The 22,701-nt window shown below is 69.2% G+C and carries 20 protein-coding genes and 1 tRNA gene; 7 read left to right on the top strand and 14 right to left on the bottom strand.

Going from position 1 to position 22,701, the window contains the following annotated elements; genetic code table 11:
• Positions 1 to 141: 141 nt before the first annotated feature.
• Entirely contained in the window at positions 142 to 2,118 is a 1,977-nt protein-coding gene (gene thrS / locus EXE46_RS04890; protein WP_199234107.1) for a threonine--tRNA ligase, read from the top strand.
• A gap of 9 nt (positions 2,119 to 2,127) precedes the next feature.
• Here the strand turns inward: thrS and EXE46_RS04885 are convergent, their stop codons facing one another.
• The gene (locus tag EXE46_RS04885) at positions 2,128 to 3,663 is read right to left on the bottom strand and encodes an ATP-binding protein (protein ID WP_137687368.1); all 1,536 of its coding nucleotides are present in this window, start codon (positions 3,661 to 3,663) and stop codon (positions 2,128 to 2,130) included.
• A gap of 242 nt (positions 3,664 to 3,905) precedes the next feature.
• On the opposite strand from EXE46_RS04885, the gene EXE46_RS04880 reads away from it, so the two are divergent.
• Positions 3,906 to 5,078, top strand: a complete 1,173-nt coding sequence (locus tag EXE46_RS04880) for an alanine--glyoxylate aminotransferase family protein (protein WP_137687367.1) — start codon at positions 3,906 to 3,908, stop codon at positions 5,076 to 5,078.
• 85 nt (positions 5,079 to 5,163) lie between these two features.
• Here the strand turns inward: EXE46_RS04880 and EXE46_RS04875 are convergent, their stop codons facing one another.
• Positions 5,164 to 6,447, bottom strand: coding sequence for an MFS transporter (locus EXE46_RS04875; protein ID WP_137687366.1), 1,284 nt, complete (start codon positions 6,445 to 6,447; stop codon positions 5,164 to 5,166).
• Between the two features lie 97 nt (positions 6,448 to 6,544).
• On the opposite strand from EXE46_RS04875, the gene EXE46_RS17595 reads away from it, so the two are divergent.
• Positions 6,545 to 6,673 carry a hypothetical protein gene (locus EXE46_RS17595; protein ID WP_255509469.1) on the top strand — a complete coding sequence of 43 codons (129 nt, stop codon included), beginning with the start codon at positions 6,545 to 6,547 and terminating at the stop codon, positions 6,671 to 6,673.
• Positions 6,674 to 6,691: 18 nt separating this feature from the next.
• Here EXE46_RS17595 and EXE46_RS04870 read toward each other — a convergent pair whose 3' ends face one another.
• The 5 genes from EXE46_RS04870 to EXE46_RS04850 form a co-directional block, all read right to left on the bottom strand.
• Positions 6,692 to 7,429, bottom strand: a complete 738-nt coding sequence (locus EXE46_RS04870; protein ID WP_137687365.1) for an SDR family oxidoreductase — start codon at positions 7,427 to 7,429, stop codon at positions 6,692 to 6,694.
• 52 nt (positions 7,430 to 7,481) lie between these two features.
• The gene (locus EXE46_RS04865) at positions 7,482 to 8,294 is read right to left on the bottom strand and encodes a response regulator receiver protein (protein ID WP_137687364.1); all 813 of its coding nucleotides are present in this window, start codon (positions 8,292 to 8,294) and stop codon (positions 7,482 to 7,484) included.
• 102 nt (positions 8,295 to 8,396) lie between these two features.
• Entirely contained in the window at positions 8,397 to 10,532 is a 2,136-nt protein-coding gene (locus EXE46_RS04860; protein WP_137687363.1) for a PAS domain S-box protein, read from the bottom strand.
• Between the two features lie 279 nt (positions 10,533 to 10,811).
• The gene (locus tag EXE46_RS04855) at positions 10,812 to 12,215 is read right to left on the bottom strand and encodes a right-handed parallel beta-helix repeat-containing protein (protein ID WP_137687362.1); all 1,404 of its coding nucleotides are present in this window, start codon (positions 12,213 to 12,215) and stop codon (positions 10,812 to 10,814) included.
• A 322-nt stretch (positions 12,216 to 12,537) separates the two neighbouring features.
• Positions 12,538 to 12,611, bottom strand: a tRNA-Lys gene (locus EXE46_RS04850).
• Between the two features lie 166 nt (positions 12,612 to 12,777).
• On the opposite strand from EXE46_RS04850, the gene EXE46_RS04845 reads away from it, so the two are divergent.
• Both EXE46_RS04845 and EXE46_RS04840 read left to right on the top strand, forming a co-directional pair.
• A complete protein-coding gene (locus EXE46_RS04845; protein WP_137687361.1) occupies positions 12,778 to 14,244 on the top strand; it encodes a DHH family phosphoesterase in 1,467 nt (488 codons plus the stop codon).
• Between the two features lie 50 nt (positions 14,245 to 14,294).
• Positions 14,295 to 14,519 (top strand): hypothetical protein, encoded by a 225-nt coding sequence (locus tag EXE46_RS04840; protein WP_137687360.1) that lies wholly within the window; start codon positions 14,295 to 14,297, stop codon positions 14,517 to 14,519.
• Between the two features lie 48 nt (positions 14,520 to 14,567).
• On the opposite strand, the gene EXE46_RS04835 is transcribed toward EXE46_RS04840, so the two are convergent.
• Positions 14,568 to 15,542 carry a sugar phosphate nucleotidyltransferase gene (locus EXE46_RS04835; RefSeq protein ID WP_137687359.1) on the bottom strand — a complete coding sequence of 325 codons (975 nt, stop codon included), beginning with the start codon at positions 15,540 to 15,542 and terminating at the stop codon, positions 14,568 to 14,570.
• A 93-nt stretch (positions 15,543 to 15,635) separates the two neighbouring features.
• Between EXE46_RS04835 and EXE46_RS04830 the strand changes: the two genes are divergently transcribed.
• Positions 15,636 to 15,938, top strand: coding sequence for a transcriptional regulator (locus EXE46_RS04830; protein WP_137687358.1), 303 nt, complete (start codon positions 15,636 to 15,638; stop codon positions 15,936 to 15,938).
• Positions 15,939 to 15,971: 33 nt separating this feature from the next.
• Here EXE46_RS04830 and EXE46_RS04825 read toward each other — a convergent pair whose 3' ends face one another.
• The 4 genes from EXE46_RS04825 to EXE46_RS04810 all read right to left on the bottom strand — a co-directional run bounded on the left by EXE46_RS04825 (position 15,972) and on the right by EXE46_RS04810 (position 19,183).
• Positions 15,972 to 16,649 carry a type 1 glutamine amidotransferase domain-containing protein gene (locus EXE46_RS04825; protein WP_137687357.1) on the bottom strand — a complete coding sequence of 226 codons (678 nt, stop codon included), beginning with the start codon at positions 16,647 to 16,649 and terminating at the stop codon, positions 15,972 to 15,974.
• Between the two features lie 429 nt (positions 16,650 to 17,078).
• Positions 17,079 to 17,648 carry a hypoxanthine/guanine phosphoribosyltransferase gene (gene hpt, locus EXE46_RS04820; RefSeq protein ID WP_137687356.1) on the bottom strand — a complete coding sequence of 190 codons (570 nt, stop codon included), beginning with the start codon at positions 17,646 to 17,648 and terminating at the stop codon, positions 17,079 to 17,081.
• A gap of 446 nt (positions 17,649 to 18,094) precedes the next feature.
• Positions 18,095 to 18,871 (bottom strand): enoyl-CoA hydratase/isomerase family protein, encoded by a 777-nt coding sequence (locus EXE46_RS04815; RefSeq protein ID WP_137687355.1) that lies wholly within the window; start codon positions 18,869 to 18,871, stop codon positions 18,095 to 18,097.
• 90 nt (positions 18,872 to 18,961) lie between these two features.
• Positions 18,962 to 19,183 carry a hypothetical protein gene (locus EXE46_RS04810; RefSeq protein ID WP_137687354.1) on the bottom strand — a complete coding sequence of 74 codons (222 nt, stop codon included), beginning with the start codon at positions 19,181 to 19,183 and terminating at the stop codon, positions 18,962 to 18,964.
• A 145-nt stretch (positions 19,184 to 19,328) separates the two neighbouring features.
• Between EXE46_RS04810 and aroC the strand changes: the two genes are divergently transcribed.
• On the top strand, positions 19,329 to 20,516 hold the full coding sequence (gene aroC / locus EXE46_RS04805) for a chorismate synthase (RefSeq protein WP_137687353.1): 1,188 nt from the start codon (positions 19,329 to 19,331) through the stop codon (positions 20,514 to 20,516).
• Here the strand turns inward: aroC and EXE46_RS04800 are convergent, their stop codons facing one another.
• A complete protein-coding gene (locus EXE46_RS04800; protein ID WP_137687352.1) occupies positions 20,517 to 21,518 on the bottom strand; it encodes a hypothetical protein in 1,002 nt (333 codons plus the stop codon).
• A gap of 206 nt (positions 21,519 to 21,724) precedes the next feature.
• Positions 21,725 to 22,672, bottom strand: coding sequence for a ZIP family metal transporter (locus tag EXE46_RS04795; RefSeq protein WP_137687351.1), 948 nt, complete (start codon positions 22,670 to 22,672; stop codon positions 21,725 to 21,727).
• Positions 22,673 to 22,701 lie beyond the last annotated feature (29 nt).

Below are 22,701 nucleotides of genomic sequence, written 5' to 3'. Positions count from 1 at the left end.
CGGGTGTCCGGAGCCGCGGCAGGCCTTGCCGACTCGCAGGGGTCGATGTCCTTGCGACCCGCAGGGGTCGAACTCTTAGCCGACTCGCAGGGAAGTCGGTCGGCCGCGCGTGCGACCCCCCGCCACGGATCGAACACACTTATGCCGGTCGTCCGGCTCCGATGCTGTATGAGCGAGACCGATGCGGAGGCCGAGGTGACGGTCGTCCTGCCGGACGGATCAGAGCTGACCGTTCCGGCGGGGTCGACAGTCGAGGACGTCGCCTTCGAGATCGGCCCCGGGCTCGGTCGCGACACCGTCGCGGGGAAGATCGACGGCGAACTCGTCGAGAAGTACGCCGAGGTCCACGACGGCGCGCGGATCGAGATCGTCACCGACCAGTCGGACGAGTACCTCACGGTGTTGCGCCACTCCGCGGCCCACGTGTTCGCGCAGGCCCTCCAGCGGCTCCACCCGGAGGCGACGCTGACGATCGGCCCCCCGACAGACGACGGCTTCTACTACGACGTGGCCGACGTCGACGTCGACGAGGACGACCTCGCCGCCATCGAGGCGGAGATGGACGAGATCATCGCCGCCGACTACGACATCGAGCGCGAGGTCCGGTCGCGCGAGGCGGCCAAGGAGACCTACGCCGACAACGAGTACAAGCGGCAGATCCTCGACGAGGAGGCCGACGGCGAGGAGGTCACCTTCTACGTCCAAGACGACTGGGAGGACCTCTGTCAGGGGCCGCACGTCGAGTCGACCGGCGAGATCGGCGCCGCGACGCTGCTGGAGGTGTCGGCCGCCTACTGGCGCGGCGACGAAGACAACGACACGCTGACGCGCGTGTACGGGACGGCGTTCGCGAGCGAGTCCGACCTCGAAGAGTACCTCGAACTCCGCGAGCAGGCCCAAGAGCGCGACCACCGGAAGATCGGCCAGGAGATGAACCTCTTCTCGATCCCGACGGTGACCGGCCCGGGCCTCCCGCTGTACCACCCGCCGGGGAAGACCGTGCTGCGGGAGCTGTCCGACTTCGCGAACGAGCTCAACCGCGAGAACGGCTACGAGGAGGTCGAGACGCCCCACGTGTTCCGGACGGAGCTGTGGAAGCAGTCGGGCCACTACGAGAACTACAAGGACGACATGTTCCTCCTCGACGTCAACGACGAGGAGTACGGCCTGAAGCCGATGAACTGCCCGGGCCACGCGACCATCTTCGACCAGCAGAACTGGTCGTACCGCGACCTCCCGCAGCGCTACTTCGAGAACGGGAAGGTGTACCGGAAAGAGCAGCGCGGCGAGCTGTCGGGCCTGTCGCGCGTCTGGTCGTTCACCATCGACGACGGGCACCTGTTCGTCCGCCCCGACCAGATCCGGCAGGAGATCGAGTCGGTGATCGAGATGATCTTCGAGGTCGTCGAGACGCTCGATCTGGAGGTCGAGGTCGCGCTCGCGACCCGCCCCGACAAGTCCGTCGGCGGCGACGAGATCTGGGAGTCCGCCGAGGAACAGCTCCGCGACGTGCTCGAGTCCGGCGGCTACGACTACGACGTCGAGCCCGGCGACGGCGCCTTCTACGGCCCGAAGATCGACTTCGGGTTCGAGGACGCGCTGGGGCGCGTCTGGGACGGCCCGACCGTTCAGCTCGATTTCAACATGCCCGACCGGTTCGACCTCTCCTACACGGGCGAGGACAACGAGGAACACCAGCCCGTGATGATCCACCGGGCGCTGTACGGGAGCTACGAGCGCTTCTTCATGGTGCTGATCGAGCACTTCGACGGCAACTTCCCGCTGTGGCTCGCCCCGGAGCAGGTCCGGATCCTCCCCGTCTCCGACGAGACGTTGGGGTACGCCCACCGCGTGAAAAACGAGCTGGAGAGCGAGGGGTTCCGCGTCGAGGTCGAGGACCGCGACTGGACCGTCGGCCGGAAGATCCGCGCGGGCCACGACGACCGCCTCCCGTACATGGTCATCGTCGGCGACGACGAGCAGGAGGCGGGCACCGTCTCGGTCCGCGACCGCTTCGAGAACCAGCGCGGCGACGTGGACCTCGACGCGTTCGTCGACCACCTCGTCGCGGAGCGCTCGGAGAAGCGGACGGAGCCGGACTTCGTCGACGAGGAGTGAGGACGGGACTCAGGGGCGCTCGACCCCGGTGAACTCGAACCGCGCGCCGCCCTCGTCCGACTCGGTCGCGCGCACCTCCCAGCCGTGGCCGTCGGCGATCTGCGAGACGATGTCGAGCCCGAATCCCGTGCCCCCGCTCGCCGTCGTGTAGCCGCTTTCGAACACCTTCTCGCGCTCGTCCTCGGGGATTCCCGGCCCGTCGTCGGCCACATAGAAGCCGTCGCCGTCCGCGAGCGGGCCGACGGTCACGGTGACGCCGTCTGAGCCCGCTTCCGCGGCCCCGTGTTCGACGGCGTTCCGGAACAGGTTCTCCAACAGCTGTCGCAGCCGGGGTTCGTCGGCGCGGAGCTCGAACTCGTCGACCGCCGTGCGGAGCGCCCCGCCGCGGCTGTCGGTCGTCTCCCAGGCGTCCCCGGCGAGCGCCACGAGGTCGACGCGCCCCACCTCGTCGACGCCGCCGCCCTCGCGGGCCAGCATGAGGAGGTTCTCGATGAGCGTCTCCATGCGTGAGAGCGCCCGCTGAACCGGCTCGACGTGCTCGCTGTCGCAGTCGTCGGCGAGGAGGTCCACCCGTCCGCGCGCCGTGGTGAGCGGGTTTCGGAGGTCGTGGCTCACGACGCTCGCGAACTCGTCGAGCCGGTCGCGCTCGCGCTCCAGCCGGTCGGCCGCGCGCTGCCGCTCCAGCTCGTAGCTCACCCAGCGGGTCAACAGCTCGACGAACGTCTGCTGCGTCTCGGTGAACGGCTCGCCTCGGGGGACCGTGTCGGCGAAGCACAGCGTGCCGAACCGCTCGCCGTCGACCTCGACGCGTCCGCCGATGTACGTTTCGAGCCCGAACGTCTCGTGGGCCGGGTCGCCGACCCACCCCTCGTCCGACGCGTCGACGACCGTCAGGAGCTGTTCGCGCTCGATGGTGCGCTTACAGTACGCCTCGTCGAGCGGACAGCTCTCGCCCGCCTGTAACAGAGGGTGTTCGGCGTGGGACACCTCGACGTGTTGCGTCTCGTCGTCGATTCGGGTGAGGAACCCGTTCGGGACGTCGAGGTACTCGCAGCCGAGCGCCAGTATCGCCTCCACCTTCGCCTCGAACGTCCGGTCGTTGTCCGACGAGACAGCGTAGAGCCGCTGGATGGCTCGGAGGCTCTCCCGCTGTTGTCGCTCCAGTTCGTGCCGCTCGGTGACGTCCCGGAGGTAGACGGAGAGTCCCTCGTCAGAGGGGAACGCGCGGGCCTCGAACCAGGTGTCCAGCGGCTCGTAGTACGAGTCGAACGAGACCGGCTCTTGGGTCTCCATGGCGCGGTGGTACTCGTCGTGGAAGACGGTCTCGGTGGACCCGGGGATCGACTCCCAGAGGTGACACCCCTCGACCGAGCCGTCGGCCCCCACCGCGTCGTCGCGCATCGCGGAGCGGAGAATCTCTCGCCCCCGATCGTTCGCGAACGAGATGCGCCACTCCGCGTCGAGCGCGAAGAACCCGTCCGCCATCCGGTCGAGGATGGTCCGGAGGTCCTGCTCCGCGCTCGGGCTGCGGCGGCGGTCGCTCATGTTCCGAGATACGCGTCCCGGGTTCTTAGGTGACGTGGATTACCATTTTACATGGGCGGAGGCCAAACGGAGGCGGTTCGCGGCCGGTCGTCCCCCAAGACGGTCACCCCTGAGACGGTCACCCCCAGCCGGTCGCCCCAAACTCCCTAGCCGATCGCCTCAGAGAGGGTCGTCCGCCGACGGGCCGCGCGAGGGATTCGGGTTCCGTCGGCTTTTTGTCGGCGCTTGCTGGAGTTTAGCGTATGACGGAGCGATACGCCGAACGCGGCGTCGACGAGCAAGCGCCCGAGGTCGGCGAGCTGACACCGCCGGACCGCACGCTGATGGGACCGGGGCCGAGCGACGTTCACCCCCGCGTCCTTCAGGCGATGAGCACGCCGCTGGTCGGTCACCTCGACCCCTCGTTCGTCGAGATCATGGACGAGGTACAGGAGCTGTTGCGCTACACGTTCCGCACGGACAACCAGTGGACGATCCCGGTCTCGGGCACCGGGTCGGCGTCGATGGAGGCCGCGATCGGAAACCTCGTCGAGCCGGGCGACACCATGCTGGTGCCGACGAACGGCTACTTCGGCGGGCGGATGAAGTCGATGGCCGAGCGCGCCGGCGGCGAGGTCGTGACGGTCGACGCGCCGTGGGGCGAGCCGCTCGACCCCGTCGACGTCGAGCGCGCGTTCGACGAGCACCAGCCGGACGTGTTCGGGTTCGTCCACGCCGAGACCTCGACCGGCGTCCGCCAGCCCGACGTCCCCGAACTGACCGACATCGCGCACGCCCACGACGCCTTCGTGATCGCCGACTGCGTCACCTCGCTCGGCGGCGTGGAACTGCGCGTCGACGAGTGGGACGTCGACGTCGCCTACTCCGGTCCGCAGAAGTGCCTCTCGTGTCCGCCGGGCGCGAGCCCGCTCACGCTCAACGACCGCGCGATGGACAAGGTGCTCGACCGCGACGAGCAGCCCCGCTCGTGGTACCTCGACCTCTCGCTGCTCGAGGGATACTGGGGCGACGACCGCTCGTACCACCACACCGCGCCGATCACGAACGTGTACGCGCTGCGCGAGGCGCTCCGCCTCGTCGCGGAGGAGGGGATCGAGTCGCGGTGGGAGCGTCACCGCGAGGTCGCCGGCGAGCTGAAGGCCGGGCTTCAGGACCTCGGACTGGAGATGAACGCCCCCGACGAGTACTGGCTCCCGAGCCTGAACGCGGTGCGGGTGCCCGACGGCGTCGACGACGGCGCCGTCATCGACCACCTCCTCGCGGAGTACGACCTGGAGATCGCGTCCGGACTCGGCGACCTCGAAGGCGACATCTGGCGGATCGGCTGTATGGGCTACTCGGCTCGCCCGAAGAACGTCGAGTACGTCCTCTCGGCGCTGGAAGAGGCGCTCGCGGTACAGGGGCACGAGGCCTGAGTCGACGACCTCCGCGAGCGCGAACACCGAATCACGCAGATAGTTTTTCAAACCAGACGTTCTCGCCGGACCGGCCCGCTACGTCTCACCACGCCGTCAGCGCCGCGCGGCCGTGGTCGTTGAGGAGGACGGCGAGGAACGCGAGGACGCCGGTGACCGCGAACGCGCCGCCGACGTAGAAGACCGACGCCATGCTCACCTCGACCATCAGCCAGCCCGCGATGAGGGGGCCGGCCACGGAGCCCGGGCGCCACACGAGCTCGCGGATGCCGAAGCTGGACGCGACGCCGCCGTCGTCGGTCCCCTCGTCGGCGAACAGCGCCATGCTGGCCGGCTCGCGGAACGAGTCCGCGACGCCGAGCAGCCCGGAGAGAGCGACGAGCGGGAGGTACGCTACGGGGAGCTCGCCCAGTATCGGGACCGAGACGCCGGTCCAGAGCACGGTTCCGATGGCGGTCGAGAACGGGATCAGCACCGCGATCAGCCCGTACGCGCCCCCGCCTGCGAAGACGAACAGCGATCGGCCGTAGGCGTCGGAGAGGCGACCGGTGAACAGCTGCCCGACCATGTTCGTCCCCTTCTCCGCGGTGACCGTCACGGCGACCGCGGTCGCGCCGACCGCGAGCCCCCCGGCGGCCAGCTCGGTGCCGGCGTAGATCGGGACCCACGTCCGCACCATCGTCACCGCGAAGGCGTACTGCGCGCGGAACGTCGAGATAGTCAGGATCTTGCGGTTGACCGCGAGGTCGCTGAACGGGAACCCCTCGACCCGCGTCGGGTCCGAATCGAGGTACCCCCACGTGACGAGCCACGCGGCGATCATCAGCGCCGTGATGAGCGCGAACACCGGCCCGAAGCCGACGGCGTCGTAGACGGCCCCCGCTCCGAGCGAGCCGAGGATGGAGGCACCGAACGAGGCGGCGTTCGCCTTCCCGATCTTGTCCGCCCGCGTGCCGGTCTCGGCGATCTGCCCGACGAGCGAGAGCGTCATCAGCCCCGCGCCGGTGACGACGAGCCCCTGAAGCGCGCGCACGAGGATGAACGTCGCCGAGGAGTCGACGAGCGGAAACAGCGCGTACACGCCCGCGCCGGCAGCGAGGACGGCGAGCAGCACGAGCCGCTTGTCGAACCGGTCGCCCGCCCACGCGAGCGGGACCACGGCGACGGTCTGCGCGAGCGTGAACCCGGTGGTGTACATCCCGATGACGAACCCGGCCGACACCGTCACGCCTAGCACTGTCGTCGCCTGCGGGTCCAGCGCGTTGATGTACGTCGGCAGCAGCGTCAACAGCGTGATGAACCCGAATCCCTCCGCGAACCGGGTGAGGTAGAGCGCCCAGAACTGCCCCCGGCGGTCGGCGTTGCTCACACCGGATCGGCGGCCACCGGTTCAAAAGGGATTTCGGTTCGAAGGCCGCGCCGTCCCGCGCCGAAGCTATTTCCGGAACGGCGCCGTCAGTTGCGGCATGGGAGACTCCGCCTGCGACCGGGAGTTCTGTCCCGAGTGTGACCTCGCGGTGACGCGCGTCGACGAGGTCTGTCCGGAGTGCGGGGCGTCGCTCGACTGCCGGGGCGACGGGTCGACCGAGCGCTGAGGCGTCCGCTCGCGACGGCTACAGGGTATCGGAGAACTTGTCTCGGCGATAGAGGTCGATCTCCTGTGCCGACGAGCCGGGCCGCGACGCCGCGAAGGCCACGGCCTCGGCGACCTCCTCGGGCTCGGTGGCGCTCCCCGGCTCGAACCGTTCCTCGAACGGCTCGCCGTCCTCGCTGCCGAACTCCGTCCGGACCTCAGAGGGGTTGACCACCGAGACGGCCACGCCGTCGTCGCCGACCTGCGCCGCGACGCTGTGCGCGAACCCGCGGACCCACCACTTCGTCGCGGCGTACACGGGGTTGAACGAGCGGGGGAACTGGCCGGCGAAGCTGCCGACCGCGATCAGGCTCCCCTCGCTCTCCGTGAGGTACGGGAGCGCCTCGCGCGTCAGGTAGAACGCTCCGTCGACGTTCGTCTCCTGCATCGCGGCGTACTCCTCGTCGGTCATCGTCGCCACGTCGCTCCCGCGGGCGAGCCCCGCGTTGACGACGGCGACGTCGAGCCCGCCGAACGACTCGACCGCGGCCTCGACCGCCGCCGCCGAGGTCGCCGGGTCGCGCACGTCGCCGTCCGCGACGACCGCCTCGACGCCGTGTTCGGCCCGTACGTCGTCCGCGACCGATTCGAGCGCCTCGCGCCGTCTCGCGACGAGGACGAGGTTCGCGCCGCGCTCCGCGAGCGCGTGCGCCGTCGCCTCCCCGATCCCCGAGCTCGCCCCGGTTATCACCGCCGCCGCGCCGTCGAGATCCGTCATGTGCTCGGGGTCGACGGCGCGCTTGATAAAGGATTCGTGCCAGACCGCCGACTCACCGCCGGAACGAGGAGACGTGTCGGTGGTTCGGGTCGGCTCGCATATCCACGTGTCCGCAGCTACCGCACCGCCAGACGTAGGCGCCCAGCTTCGTCGCGGGCGCCTCGCTCCCGTTCGACCCTCGCCAGTCCGTCCCGCACCGAGCGCACTCGTCGGGGCGGTACTTGCTCTCGCCCGATTTCCCTCCCGCGGCGTCAGCCGGTTCGGCATCAGCCGGTTCGGCGTCGGCGACCGCGATCCCCTCCGCGACGGCGCGGACGTCCTCGTCGGTCATGGCAGGGCGGATGTCGTTCAGGTAGCCCTGTAGTCGCTCGGCGCGGTCCCGCAGTCGGTCGTACCGCTCGGCGTCGGGCGAGTCCGCCGCGGGGGACCCCTCGTCGCCGGTCCGCCACTCGTACGCCGAGATCAACACCGTGGTCCGGTAGTACTTGTCCAACAGCAGGTGGTAGTTCGCCCGGTACAGCAGCGTCTCGACGCAGTCGGTGAGGTCCGCCTCGAACACCGGCCGCGTGAGGTCCCGGTCGTACGCCGAGGGGTCGTCCGCGTCCGACGCCTCTCTGATGCCGATGACGCGGCAGTGTGCAGCCTCCGATCGGACCCGTTCGACCACCGCCTCGGCGCTCCCGTCGCCGAACGAGTCGTCGAGCACGAGGACAGCGACGCCGGCGTCGAACGCCTCGGCGAACTGCGCGCTCGTCAGCGCGCGGCGAGGTTCGTAGGCGTCGAGCCAGAGCCCGTAGAGGTCCGCTCTCGTTCGGTTCGCCTCGCAGACGACGACCGTCGAGACGGGGAGTTCGACGCCGGTCACCGTCCCACACCCGACCGGGTCTCTCGCGAGACCTGCGGTGCGGTCGCCTCACTCTGCGCTGTCGGTACGCGCGGCACCGGCCGGTCGCTCACCGCCGTCGGGTCACTCATCGCCCTCCGTCGGCGCAGGCGTCCCCCCGCGAATCGACTCCGAGAGCCGCCGCGGTTCGACGGAGAACGAGTGGACGGTCTCGAGGTCGTCGACCAGCGAGCGAGCGGTCTCGACCGCCCGTTTCGCCCGTCGAAGGTCCTCGTCCGACTCGCCGTCGAGCGCGGCGTCGAGCCGCCGGTCCGCCTCCCGGAGCGGGGCTCCGAGGTCCTCGGCGAGCACCTCGCCGAACTCCGTCAGATGACGCTCTATCTCCTGTTCGTGCTCCTTCGACTCCGTCACGTCTTGGAGGAAGCTGACGGCGTGAGTCGCCTCCCCGTCCGGCCCGACGACGGGAGCGACGTCGATACGCCCCCAGAACGGCGTCCCGTCCCCGCGGTGACAGACGAGGGTCTCCGAGCCGCGGGCGCCGGACTCGACGGCCGCCTCCAGCGCCCGGAGCCGATCGGCGTCCGTGTCGTCACCGCCGAGTACGGAGAGCCCCTCGCCCGTGACCGCATCGCGGTCGCGGCCCGCAGTCGCCGCGAACCGTTCGTTGACGTGGGATATCGACCCGTTTCCGTCGCCGGTCTCGTGGATCGCGATGCCGACGGGAGCGGTCTCGACGACGCGGTTCTTCAGTCGGAGCTCGCGCTCGCGTCGCTTCCGAACGGTGACGTCGGTCGCGATGCCGACGATCCGGGTCAACTCTCCGTCCTCGTAGACGCCGGCCGACTGGTCGTGTACCCACCGGACCTCGCCGTCCGGTCGAACCACGCGGTACGTCTCCTCGTACGCGTCGGGAGCCTCGCGCTGCTCCGCCAACGCCGCCTCGACCCGCTCTCGGTCGTCGGGGTGGATCGCCTCGACGAACGACACGGGATCCTCGTACAGCGTCTCCGGGGAGCGCCCCCAGACGTCCTCGTAGGCGTCGGTGACGAAGTCCATCGACGCTTTCTCCGGCGTCGACAGCCAGATCACCTCGCCGGCGTTCGCCCGGATCTGATCGAGCATGGCGGCTCGGTTCTCCCGCTCCGTCACGTCGAGCGCCAGGCAGATCACCCGACTGACGGTTCCCGTCTCGTCCAACGCCGGCTGGAGCCACGTCTCGAACGTCGCCCCGCCCGCCTCGACGAGGCTGCAGCTCGCCTCGCCGTCGAGCGCGGCTCCGATATCCCGCCGCATCTCCGGGTGGTCGGCGAACGCGTCGGCGACGGCGTCCCCGGAACCGAGTCCGCCCGGGAGCCGCCGAGAAAGCGAATCGCCGCGAACGGTCGCGACCGCGCCGTCGGGACCGATCTCGAACAGCGTCAGGGGCGCCCCGTCGACGGCCGTCTCGACCGCCTGTCGAAGCCGGACCAGTCGGTCCTCGCGTTCGCGTCGGTCCCGCAGGTTCCGGCCGACGCCGACGATGCCCGTCGCCGTCCCGTCGGCGTCGGTGACCGGCGCGCCCGTGTACTCGATCGGGACCGTCTCCCCGTCCTTCGCGACGAGTTCCACCTCGACGGTGGCGCTGCCGCGGTCGAGCGCGGTCTCGATGGCGTCGGCCACGCGGTCCCGGTCGGCGCCGACGAAGAAGTCGAGCGCGTGCATCCCCGCCAACTCAGCGTCGTCGTAGCCGGTGACGTCGCGGAACCGCTCGTTCCACCGGACGAGCGACCCGTCCGCGTCGAGCGCGTAAAAGGAGTCGTCGATGGCGTCGAGGAGCCGCCCCGTCGACTCCGAGCCGAGCGACGGCTCGGCCGAGCCACCGGCCGCCGTCGACTCATCCGGCGAGGTCGCGAGCGCGTCGATCCGCCGAGCGAGCACCGCCGCCTCGTCGATCCCCTCACGACGGACGAACACGTCGGTCGCGCCGGCCGCGAGCGCGTCACCGACCGCGTCGTCGTCGGCGACGAGCGCGAGCGACGGCGCGTCGGGGAACGACTCGCGGACCGCGGCGAACCCGTCGGTATCGCCCGCGCTCAGGCGACAGACGACCACCAGCGGGTCGGTTCCCGCGACCGAGGCGAGGTCTCCGGCCTCCGGACCCACCGACAGGACGCGCTCGGGGTCGGCGACGACGGTCGACTCCGCGACCGCCTCGCGAACCAACTCCCCGTCGAGGCCGCGGTGAACGATCGGCCGGGCCGGGTCGGTCTCCAGCGTCATACCCGCCCCACGTCGCTGCGATATAAAAGCGTACACCGCAAATTATCAGGGCTAACACCGTCCGCGCCGACTCGACACTTCGGAAGGCGTCGAGGCGAGGGGTATCCCGAGACGGGACTCGGCGACGCGGTCAGGACGCGGGGATAGAGCGGCGCCAGCGCTCGATCCGTCCCGGGTCGAAGCCGTTCGAGTCGGGCGCTATCGGGACCGTGTGGCGACCCCTACCGAGAGAAGGCGTTCGAATCGTCGACCGATATCGGTACTGACATCCCAGACCGGTCAGAAGTTGTGGTTTCTCTCGGCGATCACGTTGAGACCGTCGGCAACCTCGATCGTCGCGTTGTAGCAGACGTTCCCGGAGACGACACCGGTGTTCGATTCGATGATATCGAGACGCCCTCGCCGTGACCCCGAACACGTTATGAGGTTGTCCCGGAACAGCAAGCGGTTAGCGCTCGCGAGCAGCCCCACGTCGCCGGAGATGTCTTCGAACGTGTTGTGTTCGAAGACGAGCGTGTCGAGCCGCCGGCCCGATTCGGTAAACCACGTCAGCGCGTTCCGGCCGCCACCAGCGAAGTAGTTGTTACGGAACGTAACGCTCCCGAGATCGAGGTTGGAATCGAAGAGCACGTGAGCCGACGTCTCTTCCGCGTCGATGTCCGGTAACAGGAAGGTGTTGTCCGAGAGAGTCACCGAATCGACGCGGGTGTCCGCGAACTCGATCTGACCGGAGGCGACGTCCTCCAAGTAGTTGTCCGTGAAGACGTTCCCCGTGATGAGGATGTTTCCGCCGCTAGCGGCGTCGCCGGCGTCGTCGATCTTGATGCCGTGACCGTTCGCCTCGAAGTGGTTGTTGGCGACCACCGCCTTCGTCGACGCGAGGTCGAAGATGTCGCCCGTTCGTTGGGCGTTGTTGATGAACGTCGAGTTGACGATTCGGTGATGAGCGGCAGAAGGGTGGTAGGCGTGCCGGTCGCTGTCGCGGATGACGCAGTTGTCGATGGTGACGTAGTCGGCGTCGTTATCCTCGCCGATGCCGTAGCCGGCGTTTCCGTCGACGGACTTCCCGCCGAAAATCACACAGTTCCGGTACGCCACGAAGGCCGATTCGCCCCAGATGTCCGCCGTCCGAGTTCCCCCGGTTCGCTCCCGCTTCCGGGCGTCGAGGACGAGCCCGTTCACTTCCACGTGTTCCGCCGAATTCACCGCGAAGTCGACCTGCGCCGAGCCGGACGGCTCGTGGTCGCTGAACGCGAGCCGCGCGAAGTCCGACCGGATCTCGGTGCCATCGTTCCGGATCCGTAATCCACGGTCCACCGTGTAGGTGCCGCGCCGAATGAAGACCCGGCCGCCGTCGGTCGCATCGAACGTTTCCTGTAGCACGCGACCGTCTTCCGCCCCGGCTTCGCCCCGGAACGCCACCTCGAGCGTCGTACCGTCGTACGCCCGAATCTCGTCGGACCCCTTCGTGACCACGAACTGGGCCGGGAGGACCCCCGTCTGAGCGGGCACACCGTCTTCCGATTGCTCCCTCTCAGTCTCCGGTCCCGTCGTGTTCGGATTGGCTTCCGAGTTCGCTCCGGGCCCCGTCGAGTCTCCGTCCCCTCCGCAGCCTGCCAAGGAGCCGAGGCCGACCGTGGCGCCGGCGCCGAGCATCTTGCGCCGCGTCAAATTTCTATCCATACAGCGGTTCGATAATACTGTATAAAAAGTTCTAGGGGGCGGTTATCAGTCCATCAGCGAGAAGATCCGTGTTTCGGCCACCCCACGCAGTTGGGTCGCGCTCATTCGGGAACACAGATTGACCCTCGAACCCTGTGTACATCTCTGACACGTGTGGTGTGTCTATCCGATACTCGCGCTCGTATCAGTCGATGACTGAGACCGTGTCCGCCACCGTGGGTCGACGTCGATCCGCCGCTCGACGCTGCTCACAGCGCTATCGCTGGGGTACCAGCTAATTGCCAAGAAGCGACTAAGAGGTCTCTATCTTTTATTAACGGAACGGGCCGGGCGCGATTTGAACACGCGACCGACGGATTAAGAGTCCGTCGCTCTCCCTAACTGAGCTACCGGCCCTCACGAGACGATATCCCTGTCACGGTAAAAGACCTTTTCATTCCGTGACGACGGCGGCTTGTCGATCGGTTCGGCCGTCGACATCTCGTCCGTCTCGTGGGTCGTTCTCGGACGCGCGGACGGCGAGAGCGCACTCGTTAAGTGTCGTGCCGCGGAAATCCCTCCAATGAGTAGTGGGGCATCCGGATCCGCGCGGACCCGATACGCCATCCTCGGCTGTGGTAGCGTCGGTCACGCCGTCGCGGAGGAACTGACCGAGCGCGGGAAGGACGTCCTCATCCTCGACCGCGACGAGAGCCGGGTCGAGGCGCTCCGCGACCAGGACCTCAACGCGCGCGTCCAGGACATCGCCGAGCCGGACGTCGTCGACGAGCTCGCCGACCGCGACATCGTGTTGATCCTCGCCAGCGACGTGGAGGCGAACAAGGCCGCTGTCTCCGCGGTCAGGGAGACCGGCGGCGACCACTACGTCGTCGTCCGCGCTTCGGACCCCGTCAGCGAGGACGAGCTGCGCGAGCGCGGCGCCGACGTCGTGATCAACCCCTCGACGGTGATCGCGGACAGCGCGCTCCAGTCGCTGGAGACGGGCGAACTGGAGTACATGGCCCGCCAGCTGGCGGAGATAATCGAGGAGGGGGGCGACGGGATGGCGATCCTCACCCACGACAACCCGGAGCCGGACTCGATCGCGTCCGCGACCGCGCTCCAGGCGATCGCCGAGGCGTTCGGGGTCGACGCCGACATCGTCTACTCCGGCGACGTCGGCCACCAGGAGAACCGCGCGTTCGTCAACCTCCTCGGAATCGACCTGCTCGCCCGCGACGAGGCACCAGAGCTGTCCGAGTACGGCACCGTGGCCGCCGTCGACCTCGCGAAGTCGGCGGAAGAGGGGTTCGACTTCGACGTCGGGATAGACATCTACATCGACCACCTGGAGTCCGAGGTGCCGTTCGACGCGCGGTTCGTCGACGTGCGGACCAACGTCTCGTCGACGTCGACGATCCTCACGAAGTACCTCCAGGAGTTCGACCAGTCGCCATCGGAGGCGGTCGCGACCGCGCTGCTGTACGGGATCCGTGCCGAGACGCTCGACTTCAAGCGAGACACGACGCCCGCGGACCTGACCGCGGCGGCGTACCTCCACCCGTTCGCGAACCACGACACGCTCGAACAGGTGGAGTCGCCGTCGATGAGCCCGGAGACGCTGGATGTGCTCGCCGAGGCGATCCAGAACCGCGAGGTCCAGGGGAGCCACCTCTTCTCGACGGCCGGCTTCATCCGCGACCGCGAGGCGCTGGCGCAGGCGGCCCAGCACCTCCTCAACTTGGAGGGGATCACGACGACCGCCGTGCTGGGCATCGCCGACGAGAAGATCTACCTCGCGGCGCGCTCGAAGGACATCCGGCTGAACATCGGGAACGTCCTCGACGAGGCGTTCTCCGAGATGGGCGACGCCGCCGGCCACTCGACGCAGGGGTCGCTCGAAATTCCGCTCGGCATCTTCACCGGTATCGAGGCGAGCGGCGACAACCGCGACACGCTCCTCCACCTCACCGAGGAGGCGGTCCGCCGGAAGCTGTTCGACGCGCTCGGCGTCGAGGGCGGCAGCGGCGACGGCTCGAACGGCTCCTGAGCGGCGAGGCGGTTTTCCGCCTCCCGACCGTAGCCAGCCACACACGTCGCATGTACGTCCCCGAGGACCCGCCGCCGGACTGTCCCGCCTGCGGCGACCCGTACGACTCGGTCTCCCGGCACACCGGCGGCTTCGTCGTGAACCTGCTCGACAACGAGCGCTACCAGCGGGTCTGTTTTTACCCTGCGACCGACGGCGGAAAGGAAGGAGCGGACGGCGGCGAGCCGGCGTTCGACTGCTATCACCACACGCACGCGCAGGCCGGCACAGACTGACGGCCCGTGCGTGACCGGGTCTCGGACGGGAGAGCCGAGCGAGGCGAGCTAGAACTCGTCGCCCTCGGTGATCGAGGTGTACGAGCCGATGAGCGCGCCCGAGAGGTCGACGCCTTCCAGGGTCGCGCCCGTGTCGATCACGGAGTTGCGGATCTCCGAGTCCGTTATCGTGGCGTCCTCGAAGACGACGGCGCGGTCGAGCGTCGAGTCGGTCACCGTCGCGCCCGACATGACGTGGACCACGTCGCCGAGGTCGCTCCCCTCGACCGTCGCGTCGTCGGCGACGAGCGTCCCGCCCTCCAAGGCGTACTCCACCGCGTCGAGGTAGGAATCGGCGGTGCCGATGTCGAACCACGCGCCGTCGAAGGTGTACGCGTGGACCGCGCCGCGCTGCTGTAGCCACTGGAGGAACCATCCCGGCTCGTCGGGGTTGTTGTCGTCGTCGAGGTACGTGGTGAGATCCGGGAGCGTCTCGGCGGGGAACGCGTAACAGGCGATGGAGACGAGCGTCGACTGCGGGTCGTCGGGCTTCTCCTGGAAGTCGATCACCTCGTCGCCGTCGAGCTGGACGAGCCCGTACGACTTCGCGCGCTCGCGGTCGCCGACGTCGTACGCCGCCAGCGTCGGCGTCCCCTTCGACTCGAAGAAGTCGGCGAAGTCGCCCAGATCGAAGCTGATCATATTGTCGCCGGCGACGACGATGAGGTCGTCGTCGACCCCCTCCCGGTCGACGAGCTGTTCGAGCGCCCCCACGACGCCGAACTTCTCGTCCTCCTCGACGGTCTCCTCGACCGACAGCGTCGGCTTCTCAAAGGGGCTGTCGGCGAGGTACTCCGCGAACGTGTCGGCGAAGCGCTCGTTCGTCGAGACGAACACCTCGTCGACGCGGTCGTCGGCCTCCAAGTCCTCGAATATCTCGTCGATGACGGTGTTCTCGCCCACCGGGAGGAACATCTTCGGCCGGTGTTCGGTGATCGGCCAGAGTCTGGTCGCGTAGCCACCCGCAAGTACCACTGCTTTCATACCCGTCCCGTCTCGCCCCGGTGACATACCTCTTGTGCCGGTACCGGTCGTTCCTCCCGCACGGCTTTTCCTCGCTCACCGCGAATCCGACGCATGGAGACGACCCGCCAGCGCATCGCCGACGCGCTCCGCGAGGAGCCGCGGACGGCGGACGATCTCGCCGAGACGCTGTCGCTGCCGACGCCCGTCGTGTACGAACACCTCGACCACGTCTCGCGGTCGGTCCGAGAGGGGGGCGACGGGGACGGAGGCGGCGCGGACGAGGAGTTCCTCGTCGCGCCGCCCGCCTGTCGCGACTGCGGGTTCGACGGCTTCGACGACCTCGTCAACGAGCCGTCGCGGTGCCCCGAGTGTAAGAGCGAGCGGATCGAGGAGCCGGCGTTCGTGATCCGCTAGGCGAGCGGAGCGGGCCGACCCCGAGCGAGGCGCCTACAGTTCGTCGAGCAGCGTCGCGGCCGCCTCGGCCGACGAGCCGGGGCCGCGGGCCGTGATGAGGTCGCCGTCGACGGTGACGCTCGTGTCGGCGTCGAGTTCGGCGTCCCACTCGGCGCCCGCGAGGACGACCTCGTCTTCGACCCAGTACGGGAGCTTCCGGCCGTCCGGCATCACGTCGTGGTCGTCGACGATGTTCTCCTCCCACGCGTTCGGGAAGCCGGTCACGGAGCGCCCCTCGACGAGCGGCGTCCCGTCGGCCTCGCGCGTGAACGCGAGGATGCCGACGGCGTGACAGACGACGAGGGCGACGCTCTCCTCGCCCGCGACCGCGTCGAGCAGGAGCTGACGGGCGTGGCGGTCCTGGTTCACGTCCCAGACCGTGCCGTGGCCGCCGGGGAAGACGACGGCGTCGTAGCCGTCGGCGTCGACCGTCGCGATCGGTTCGGGATCGTTGAGACCTGGGTGGTTCTCGTCGACCTCGCGGAGCTCCGCGACCCGTTCCTCGCCGCCCGCGGCGTCCGGCTCTAAGGAACGCTCGTCGACGACCGGCGGCGACCCGGAGGGCGTCGCGACGGTCACGTCGACGCCCTCGGATTCGAGCGTCGTCAGCGGCTCGATACACTCCTCGGCCCAGTACCCTTCCTCGCTCACGACGAACAGCGCGCTAGTCATGTCCGGATCCACGTTCGCGACCGCGACACAAAAGCGGCCCGCGCCCGGCAGCGACGCGGGGCGACGCGGGTTTTATAAGCGCGTTCGCGGTGCGGTGGCGCGTGCCTGCGAGGCCGCTTTGCGGGCGAGCAGCACCGCGCGAGGGAGTTGGCGGTGACCACCGGGAGCCGCCAACGAGGCTGGGGAGGTGTGAGGCTGCGGTTGCGTTGCTGGGCGGGGTGGGACTCGAAGGGGCAGTCGCGAGGACGAAGCACGGCGACGGAAGCACCGCAGCGAAGGAGCGACAGCGACTGAGCGAGGAGCGCACCGAGCCGCGCGAGTCCCCGCGACTGGGGCTTCGGAAATGGTCCCCGCGTTGCTGAGGTCAGTCGTTAATAACTGACCGGTTGGAAACGTGGTGATGTTCCTCGTCGATCTACGGATACCGGCTTACTCGTCGCCCTGCGCGTCGACGATCACGACCTCGCCGTCCTCGACGGTGACGTTGATCAGCGTCTTCACGTTGTAGTCGGTGTCGTCGAGCTCGTTGTCGCCTGCCTTCTTGATCACGGCGACGACGTCGACGACCTCCGCGCCGACCTCGTCGGTGAGCGCGTCGAGGATGGCCTTCATCGTGCCGCCCGTCGAGAGCACGTCGTCGAGCACGAGCACGCGGTCGCCCTCCTCGACGTCGTTGATGTACATCTCCGACTCGGAGTAGCCGGTCTCCTGGAACAGCGGGACCTCGCCGTCGAGGCCGTACTGGCGCTTGCGGATGACGACGAGCGGGATGTCGGTCATCAGCGAGAGCGCGGTGGAGATGTGGATCCCCATCGCCGCGGGGGTGACGATCTTGTCGACGTTCTCCAGCTCCGCCTTCCGGATGATCCGGATGACGATCTCCCGGAGTAGCTCCGGTTCGAGCATGGGGACGCCGTCGCTGATCGGGTGGACGAAGTACTGGTACTCGCCTTTCTCGATGATCGGCGCGTCGAGGAGCGACTGCCGCAACTGGTCCATGTCGCGGGTACTCGGGCGGATTAATAAAGCGTGGCGGTTGCCGGATCGCGGTGAGAGACGGTGGCACGGAACGAAAGCCGAACTGACGCCGTGTGTCTCACCACCACAGCCCCAACCATTCGGTCATCAGTGAGTGATTGCTGACCGACGGCGAACACCGCCAAAGCCCCAGCCACGAGGCCGCGGTACGCTCGTTGCGCGCTTCAGTCGCTCACTCCGTTCGCTCCTTCCAGTGCTTACGTCGCCTACCGCGGCCTCGTGGCTGCCCCTTTGAATCCCGCCCCGGACCGCACCGCACCTCACACCTCCCCAGCCTCGCCGTTCGCTTCGGGCTCCCTCCGGTCGCCCGTCGCTCACGGCGTCCCTCGCACGCGCTCCTCACGGCCTGACGGCCGCTCGGAGGCGCGCGCCACCACACCGCTGTTCCGATTCGATTGTGGGTCCGTCTACTCGAACTCCGGCTCGCGCTTCGCTAAGAACGCCTCCATCCCCTCGCGCTGGTCGTGCGTGCCGAACAGGCCGGCCCACGCCCGGCGTTCGAGGGCGAGCCCGGTCGCCGCCGAGCCGTCGCCGGCCGCGTTCAGCGCCTCCTTCGCGGCGCGCAGCGCGGTCGCGGGCTTCGCCGCCAGCTCGCCAGTCAGCTCGTCGATCCGCTCGTCGAACGCGTCGTCCGCGACGACCTCCCCGACGAAGCCGACCTCGGCCGCCTCGGCCGCGTCGATCCGCTCGCCGAGGAAGATCAGGCGCCGGGCGACCTCGTCGCCGACCAGCGCCGGAAGTCGCTGCGTGCCGCCCCAGCCGGGGATGATCCCGAGGTCGATCTCCGTCTGCCCGAGGACCGCGCTCTCGGCCGCGACTCGGAGGTCGCAGGCCAACGCGAGCTCGCAGCCGCCGCCGAACGCGTACCCGTCGATCGCGGCGATCGTCGGCGCGGGGAACGTCTCGATCGCGTCCGCGACGCGGTGGCCGAGCTCGGCGTACGCCTGCGCTTCGGGCGTCGAGAGGTCGACCATGTAGGAGATGTCCGCGCCCGCGACGAACGCGTCGTCGCCCGCGCCGGCGATCACGAGGGCGCGCGCCTCGCGGTCGGTGGCCTCGTCGAGCGCGTCCTCGATCGCCTCCAGCGTCTCGACGGTGAGCGCGTTGAGCTGTTCCGGTCGGTCGACGGTGATCGTCGCGACGCCGCGGTCGTCGACGTCGAAGGCGACGGTGTCCGAATCCATACGCCTCCGTCGAACGGCGGCGTGAAAACGGTTCGGCAGGCGGAACCGTCGGTCCGAGAGCGGTGCCAGCGAGCGGACGCAACGCGGCCGTCAGACATCTTCGCGGCTGTCGATCCCGGTGTAGATGAACCACGCGGTCGTGTACACGCCGACGAACAGGAGGTAGCCGACCACGAGCCCGCCGAGCTGTCGGCTCGCGAGCCCGCCGGGCAGCGTCCGCGAGAGGATCGCGAGGGCGAGGACGAAGACGACGAGCGAGAACAGGCCGGCGAGGGCGTACACGCCGAGGTCCGATGTCAGGCGTTCGCGCACGCCTCGACCGACGCGTTCCCGTTACATACTCCCATCGGTCGCGCTCCGAGCAGCCGCGCCGTCCCTCCGCCGCCACCACGAGGCCCCGACCGACACCCGTTGCGCGGATTGCAACCCATATATGCCCCCGGCCACACGTGAGGGTATGAACGGGAACCGGTTCGGCCGACTCTTCCAGCTGACGACCTACGGCGAGAGCCACGGCGACGCGATGGGCGTCACCCTCTCCGGCGTGCCGGCGGGCGTCGAGCTCGACGAGGAGGCAATTCAGGCGCACCTCGACCGGCGCAAGCCGGGGCAGTCGATGATCACCACCTCGCGGGGCGAGCCCGACGAGGTCGTCGTCAACTCGGGCGTTCAGGACGGGTACACCACCGGGACGCCGATCGGAATGGTGATCCAGAACAAGGACGCGCGCTCGGGGAAGTACGAGCCGTACGTCACCGCCCCGCGCCCCTCGCACGGCGACTACACCTACTCCGCGAAGTTCGGCACGCGCAACTGGGGCGGCGGCGGCCGCTCCTCGGCGCGCGAGACCGTCAACTGGGTCGCAGCGGGCGCGGTGGCCGAGCAGGTCCTCGACGCCTCCGAGCACGACGTCGAGATCAAAGCGCACGTCAACCGAATCGGCGACGTCGAGGCCGACCCGGTAAGCTTCGAGCAGCTGCTCGCGAACAGCGAGGAGAACGACGTGCGCTGTGCCGACCCCGAGGCTGCGGCAGAGATGCAAGAGCTGATCGAGGAGTACCAAGAGAAGGGCGACTCCATCGGCGGCTCCATCTACTTCGAGTGTCGCGGCGTCCCGCGCGGGCTCGGCGCGCCGCGCTTCGACGGCTTCCCGAGCCGGCTCGGACAGGCGATGTTCTCGATTCCGGCGACGACGGGCGTCGAGTTCGGGCTGGGGAAAGACGCCGTCGACGTGACGGGCAGCGAGCGCAACGAGGACTGGACGTTCGACGACGGCGAGTCGTTCGACCACGTCGAGAGCGAGGAGGGCGACCCCGTCCCCGTCGGCAACGACCACGGCGGACTCCAGGGGGGTATCACCACCGGCGAACCGATCTACGGCGAGGCGACGTGGCACGCCCCGACCTCGATCCCCAAGCAGCAGCGCTCGGCCGACTGGGAGACCGGCGAGGAGAAGGAGATTCAGGTCGTCGGCCGCCACGACCCCGTGTTGCCGCCGCGCGCGGTCCCCGTCGTGGAGGCGATGCTGTACTGTACCGTCCTCGACTTCATGCTGCTCGGCGGCCGGATCAACCCCGACCGCGTCGACGGGTCCCCCGGCGAGTACGACACCGACTACCACCCGAGCAGCCCGCGCAACGAGTAGTCACTCCCTGACCGCCCGCCGCCGCTCGGCGATGAGGTCGAAGTCGGCGTCGGTGTCGCCCAACACGAACAGCGCGTAGTACCGGAGATACGTCTGAACGGGCACTGAGACGATCAGGGCGACCGCGACGACCGCGACCACGAACAGCAGGACCGAGACCGCGATCAGGGCCGCGCCGACCGGCTCGGCGACCGAGAGGAGCGCGACGCCGACGATCCCGGCGATCCCGAGCGGCACCGCGGCGACGAGCGCGCCGAAGGCGACCGCGACTCCCGTGGCGACCCCGATCGCGGCCCGAAGCACGAACGCGAGGACGACGTACGCGGCGTACTGCTTCCACTCCCCCGTCAGCGCGGGCCAGAAACGGCGCCACGCGGAGAGCAGCGACCGGTCCTCGGCTATCATCACGGGCACGACGAAGTTCGTGGTGAACCCTCCGATGAGGCCGCTGACGACGGCGAGAACGCCCACCACCGGCACCGCGAGCAGCACGAGGCCGACGGCGACGGGCGCGTCGCCGGAGAGCGCCGGCAGCAGGGAGGGCGCGAGGGTCGCGCCGACGAGCGTCAGCGTGACCGCGCCGAGGACGAGCCGGAAGGCGAACAGCCGGGCGCCCGCCCGCCAGCGGCCGCGCCAGTAGCGCCGGACCGAGACCGCCTCGCGGCGGAGCGACTCGACGAAGACGAACTCCATCACCGACCCGACGAACAGGAGCCCGAGGACGAGCACGACGACCGCCGCGACGACGGCCCCGATCGCGAGGAGTTCGACGCCGCCGGGGAGGACCGTCTCCGGGGCGGGCAGCTGCGGTGGTGGCCCGGGCTGCGATCCGGGGGCTGTGGAGGCGCTGCCTCCGAACTGCGCCGGCGCGGAGCCGCCGGTGCCGCCGACGAAGAACACGACGAGCGCCAGTCGGAGCCATCGGCCCACGTCGAACGGCCAGAGAAACGACCGCGTCGCCGCGATCGCGTCGTCGATCGCCTCGACGGCGTACAGCGTCATCGGTCTCCTCCGGGCGCGGCGGCGCGTGAGGCCGCCGATTGTAACTCGGTTGGCCGAACGGTACGTCGGCGTCGACTCGTTCGAGGGCGTCCGTCCGCGGAGGGCGCACGTGGGAACCCGCGTCGTGACATCGGTCCGAGAAACGCGTCGAGGGGGATTAACGTTTACCGGCGAGGGCCGTGACCGCGCTCACATCGCGATCGCGATCACACCGCCACGACCGCGTCGACGACGACGAGGAGGACGAACCCGACGAGGAACGCCGCGGTCGCGGCGTCGGCATGGCCGTGGCCGTGCGACGAGGGGATCAGCTCTCGGAAGACGACGGCGAGCATCGCGCCCGCCGCGAAGCCCGAGGCGACGGGGAACAGCCCGGTGGAGAGCCCGACGAGCCAGAATCCGAACGCGGACGCGACGACCTGCGGGACGAACCCGGAGAGCGCGGTGTACCAGACGACGCGGGCGTTCGACATCCCCGTCTCGGCCATCGGCACCGCGAACGCGAACCCGTCCGGGACGTTCTGGAGGCCGATCACGACCGCCAGCACCAGCGCCACCTCGTCGAGTCCCGAGGCGAACGCGACGCCGATCGCCAACCCCTCGGGCGCGTTGTGGAGCGTGATCGCGCCGCCGATCAGGAGCGCCTTCCGCAGCGACGCCTCCAGCCCCTCGGCGCGTCCGGCGCCGCCGTTTTCGCCGTCGCCGCTTTCTCGGCCGTCGCTCGGGGCCGACTCGCTCGCGTGGTCGTCCGTGACCGCTTCCCTCGTGTCGCCGGCGTCCGCGGACGCGCCGGCTGCGCCGACCGGGTCCGCGGCCGGCAGTCCCACCTCGGACGCGTCCGCTCCGGTCGCGCCGCCCTCGGGGAACCACTCGCGGTACTCCGCGTGGAGGTGCGGGATAAGGTAGTTTCCGGCGAGCAGGACGACGCCGCCGACGAGCACGCCCGCCATCACCTCCGAGAGCGTCCCCTGTTCCAGTCCCGGGATCACGAGACCGAACACGCTGGCCGCGACCATCAGCCCGGCCGCGAGCCCGAGCGCGGCGTCGTACGTCCGGTGGGTCACGCGTGCGCTGAAGAACACGGGGACCGCGCCGAGGGCCGTGACGAGCCCTGCGGCGCTCGTCACGCCGAGCATGGTCGCGAACGAAGTCATGCGATCCGCATCCGAGAGGCGGACTGATA

It is taken from the genome of Halorubrum sp. GN11_10-6_MGM (genome assembly GCF_005435165.1).
Classification (GTDB): domain Archaea; phylum Halobacteriota; class Halobacteria; order Halobacteriales; family Haloferacaceae; genus Halorubrum.
This window is presented reverse-complemented; position numbering and strand designations above follow the sequence as displayed.

What these genes read in the sequence shown, in the direction of transcription:
- thrS (WP_199234107.1), top strand. Translation starts at nt 142, where the DNA reads ATGCCGGTCGTCCGGCTCCGATGCTGTATGAGCGAGACCGATGCGGAG.
- EXE46_RS04885 (WP_137687368.1), bottom strand. Translation starts at nt 3,663, where the DNA reads ATGAGCGACCGCCGCCGCAGCCCGAGCGCGGAGCAGGACCTCCGGACC.
- EXE46_RS04880 (WP_137687367.1), top strand. Translation starts at nt 3,906, where the DNA reads ATGACGGAGCGATACGCCGAACGCGGCGTCGACGAGCAAGCGCCCGAG.
- EXE46_RS17595 (WP_255509469.1), top strand. Translation starts at nt 6,545, where the DNA reads ATGGGAGACTCCGCCTGCGACCGGGAGTTCTGTCCCGAGTGTGACCTC.
- EXE46_RS04870 (WP_137687365.1), bottom strand. Translation starts at nt 7,429, where the DNA reads ATGACGGATCTCGACGGCGCGGCGGCGGTGATAACCGGGGCGAGCTCG.
- EXE46_RS04860 (WP_137687363.1), bottom strand. Translation starts at nt 10,532, where the DNA reads ATGACGCTGGAGACCGACCCGGCCCGGCCGATCGTTCACCGCGGCCTC.
- EXE46_RS04855 (WP_137687362.1), bottom strand. Translation starts at nt 12,215, where the DNA reads ATGGATAGAAATTTGACGCGGCGCAAGATGCTCGGCGCCGGCGCCACG.
- EXE46_RS04845 (WP_137687361.1), top strand. Translation starts at nt 12,778, where the DNA reads ATGAGTAGTGGGGCATCCGGATCCGCGCGGACCCGATACGCCATCCTC.
- EXE46_RS04840 (WP_137687360.1), top strand. Translation starts at nt 14,295, where the DNA reads ATGTACGTCCCCGAGGACCCGCCGCCGGACTGTCCCGCCTGCGGCGAC.
- EXE46_RS04835 (WP_137687359.1), bottom strand. Translation starts at nt 15,542, where the DNA reads ATGAAAGCAGTGGTACTTGCGGGTGGCTACGCGACCAGACTCTGGCCG.
- EXE46_RS04830 (WP_137687358.1), top strand. Translation starts at nt 15,636, where the DNA reads ATGGAGACGACCCGCCAGCGCATCGCCGACGCGCTCCGCGAGGAGCCG.
- EXE46_RS04825 (WP_137687357.1), bottom strand. Translation starts at nt 16,649, where the DNA reads ATGACTAGCGCGCTGTTCGTCGTGAGCGAGGAAGGGTACTGGGCCGAG.
- hpt (WP_137687356.1), bottom strand. Translation starts at nt 17,648, where the DNA reads ATGGACCAGTTGCGGCAGTCGCTCCTCGACGCGCCGATCATCGAGAAA.
- EXE46_RS04815 (WP_137687355.1), bottom strand. Translation starts at nt 18,871, where the DNA reads ATGGATTCGGACACCGTCGCCTTCGACGTCGACGACCGCGGCGTCGCG.
- aroC (WP_137687353.1), top strand. Translation starts at nt 19,329, where the DNA reads ATGAACGGGAACCGGTTCGGCCGACTCTTCCAGCTGACGACCTACGGC.
- EXE46_RS04800 (WP_137687352.1), bottom strand. Translation starts at nt 21,518, where the DNA reads ATGACGCTGTACGCCGTCGAGGCGATCGACGACGCGATCGCGGCGACG.
- EXE46_RS04795 (WP_137687351.1), bottom strand. Translation starts at nt 22,672, where the DNA reads ATGACTTCGTTCGCGACCATGCTCGGCGTGACGAGCGCCGCAGGGCTC.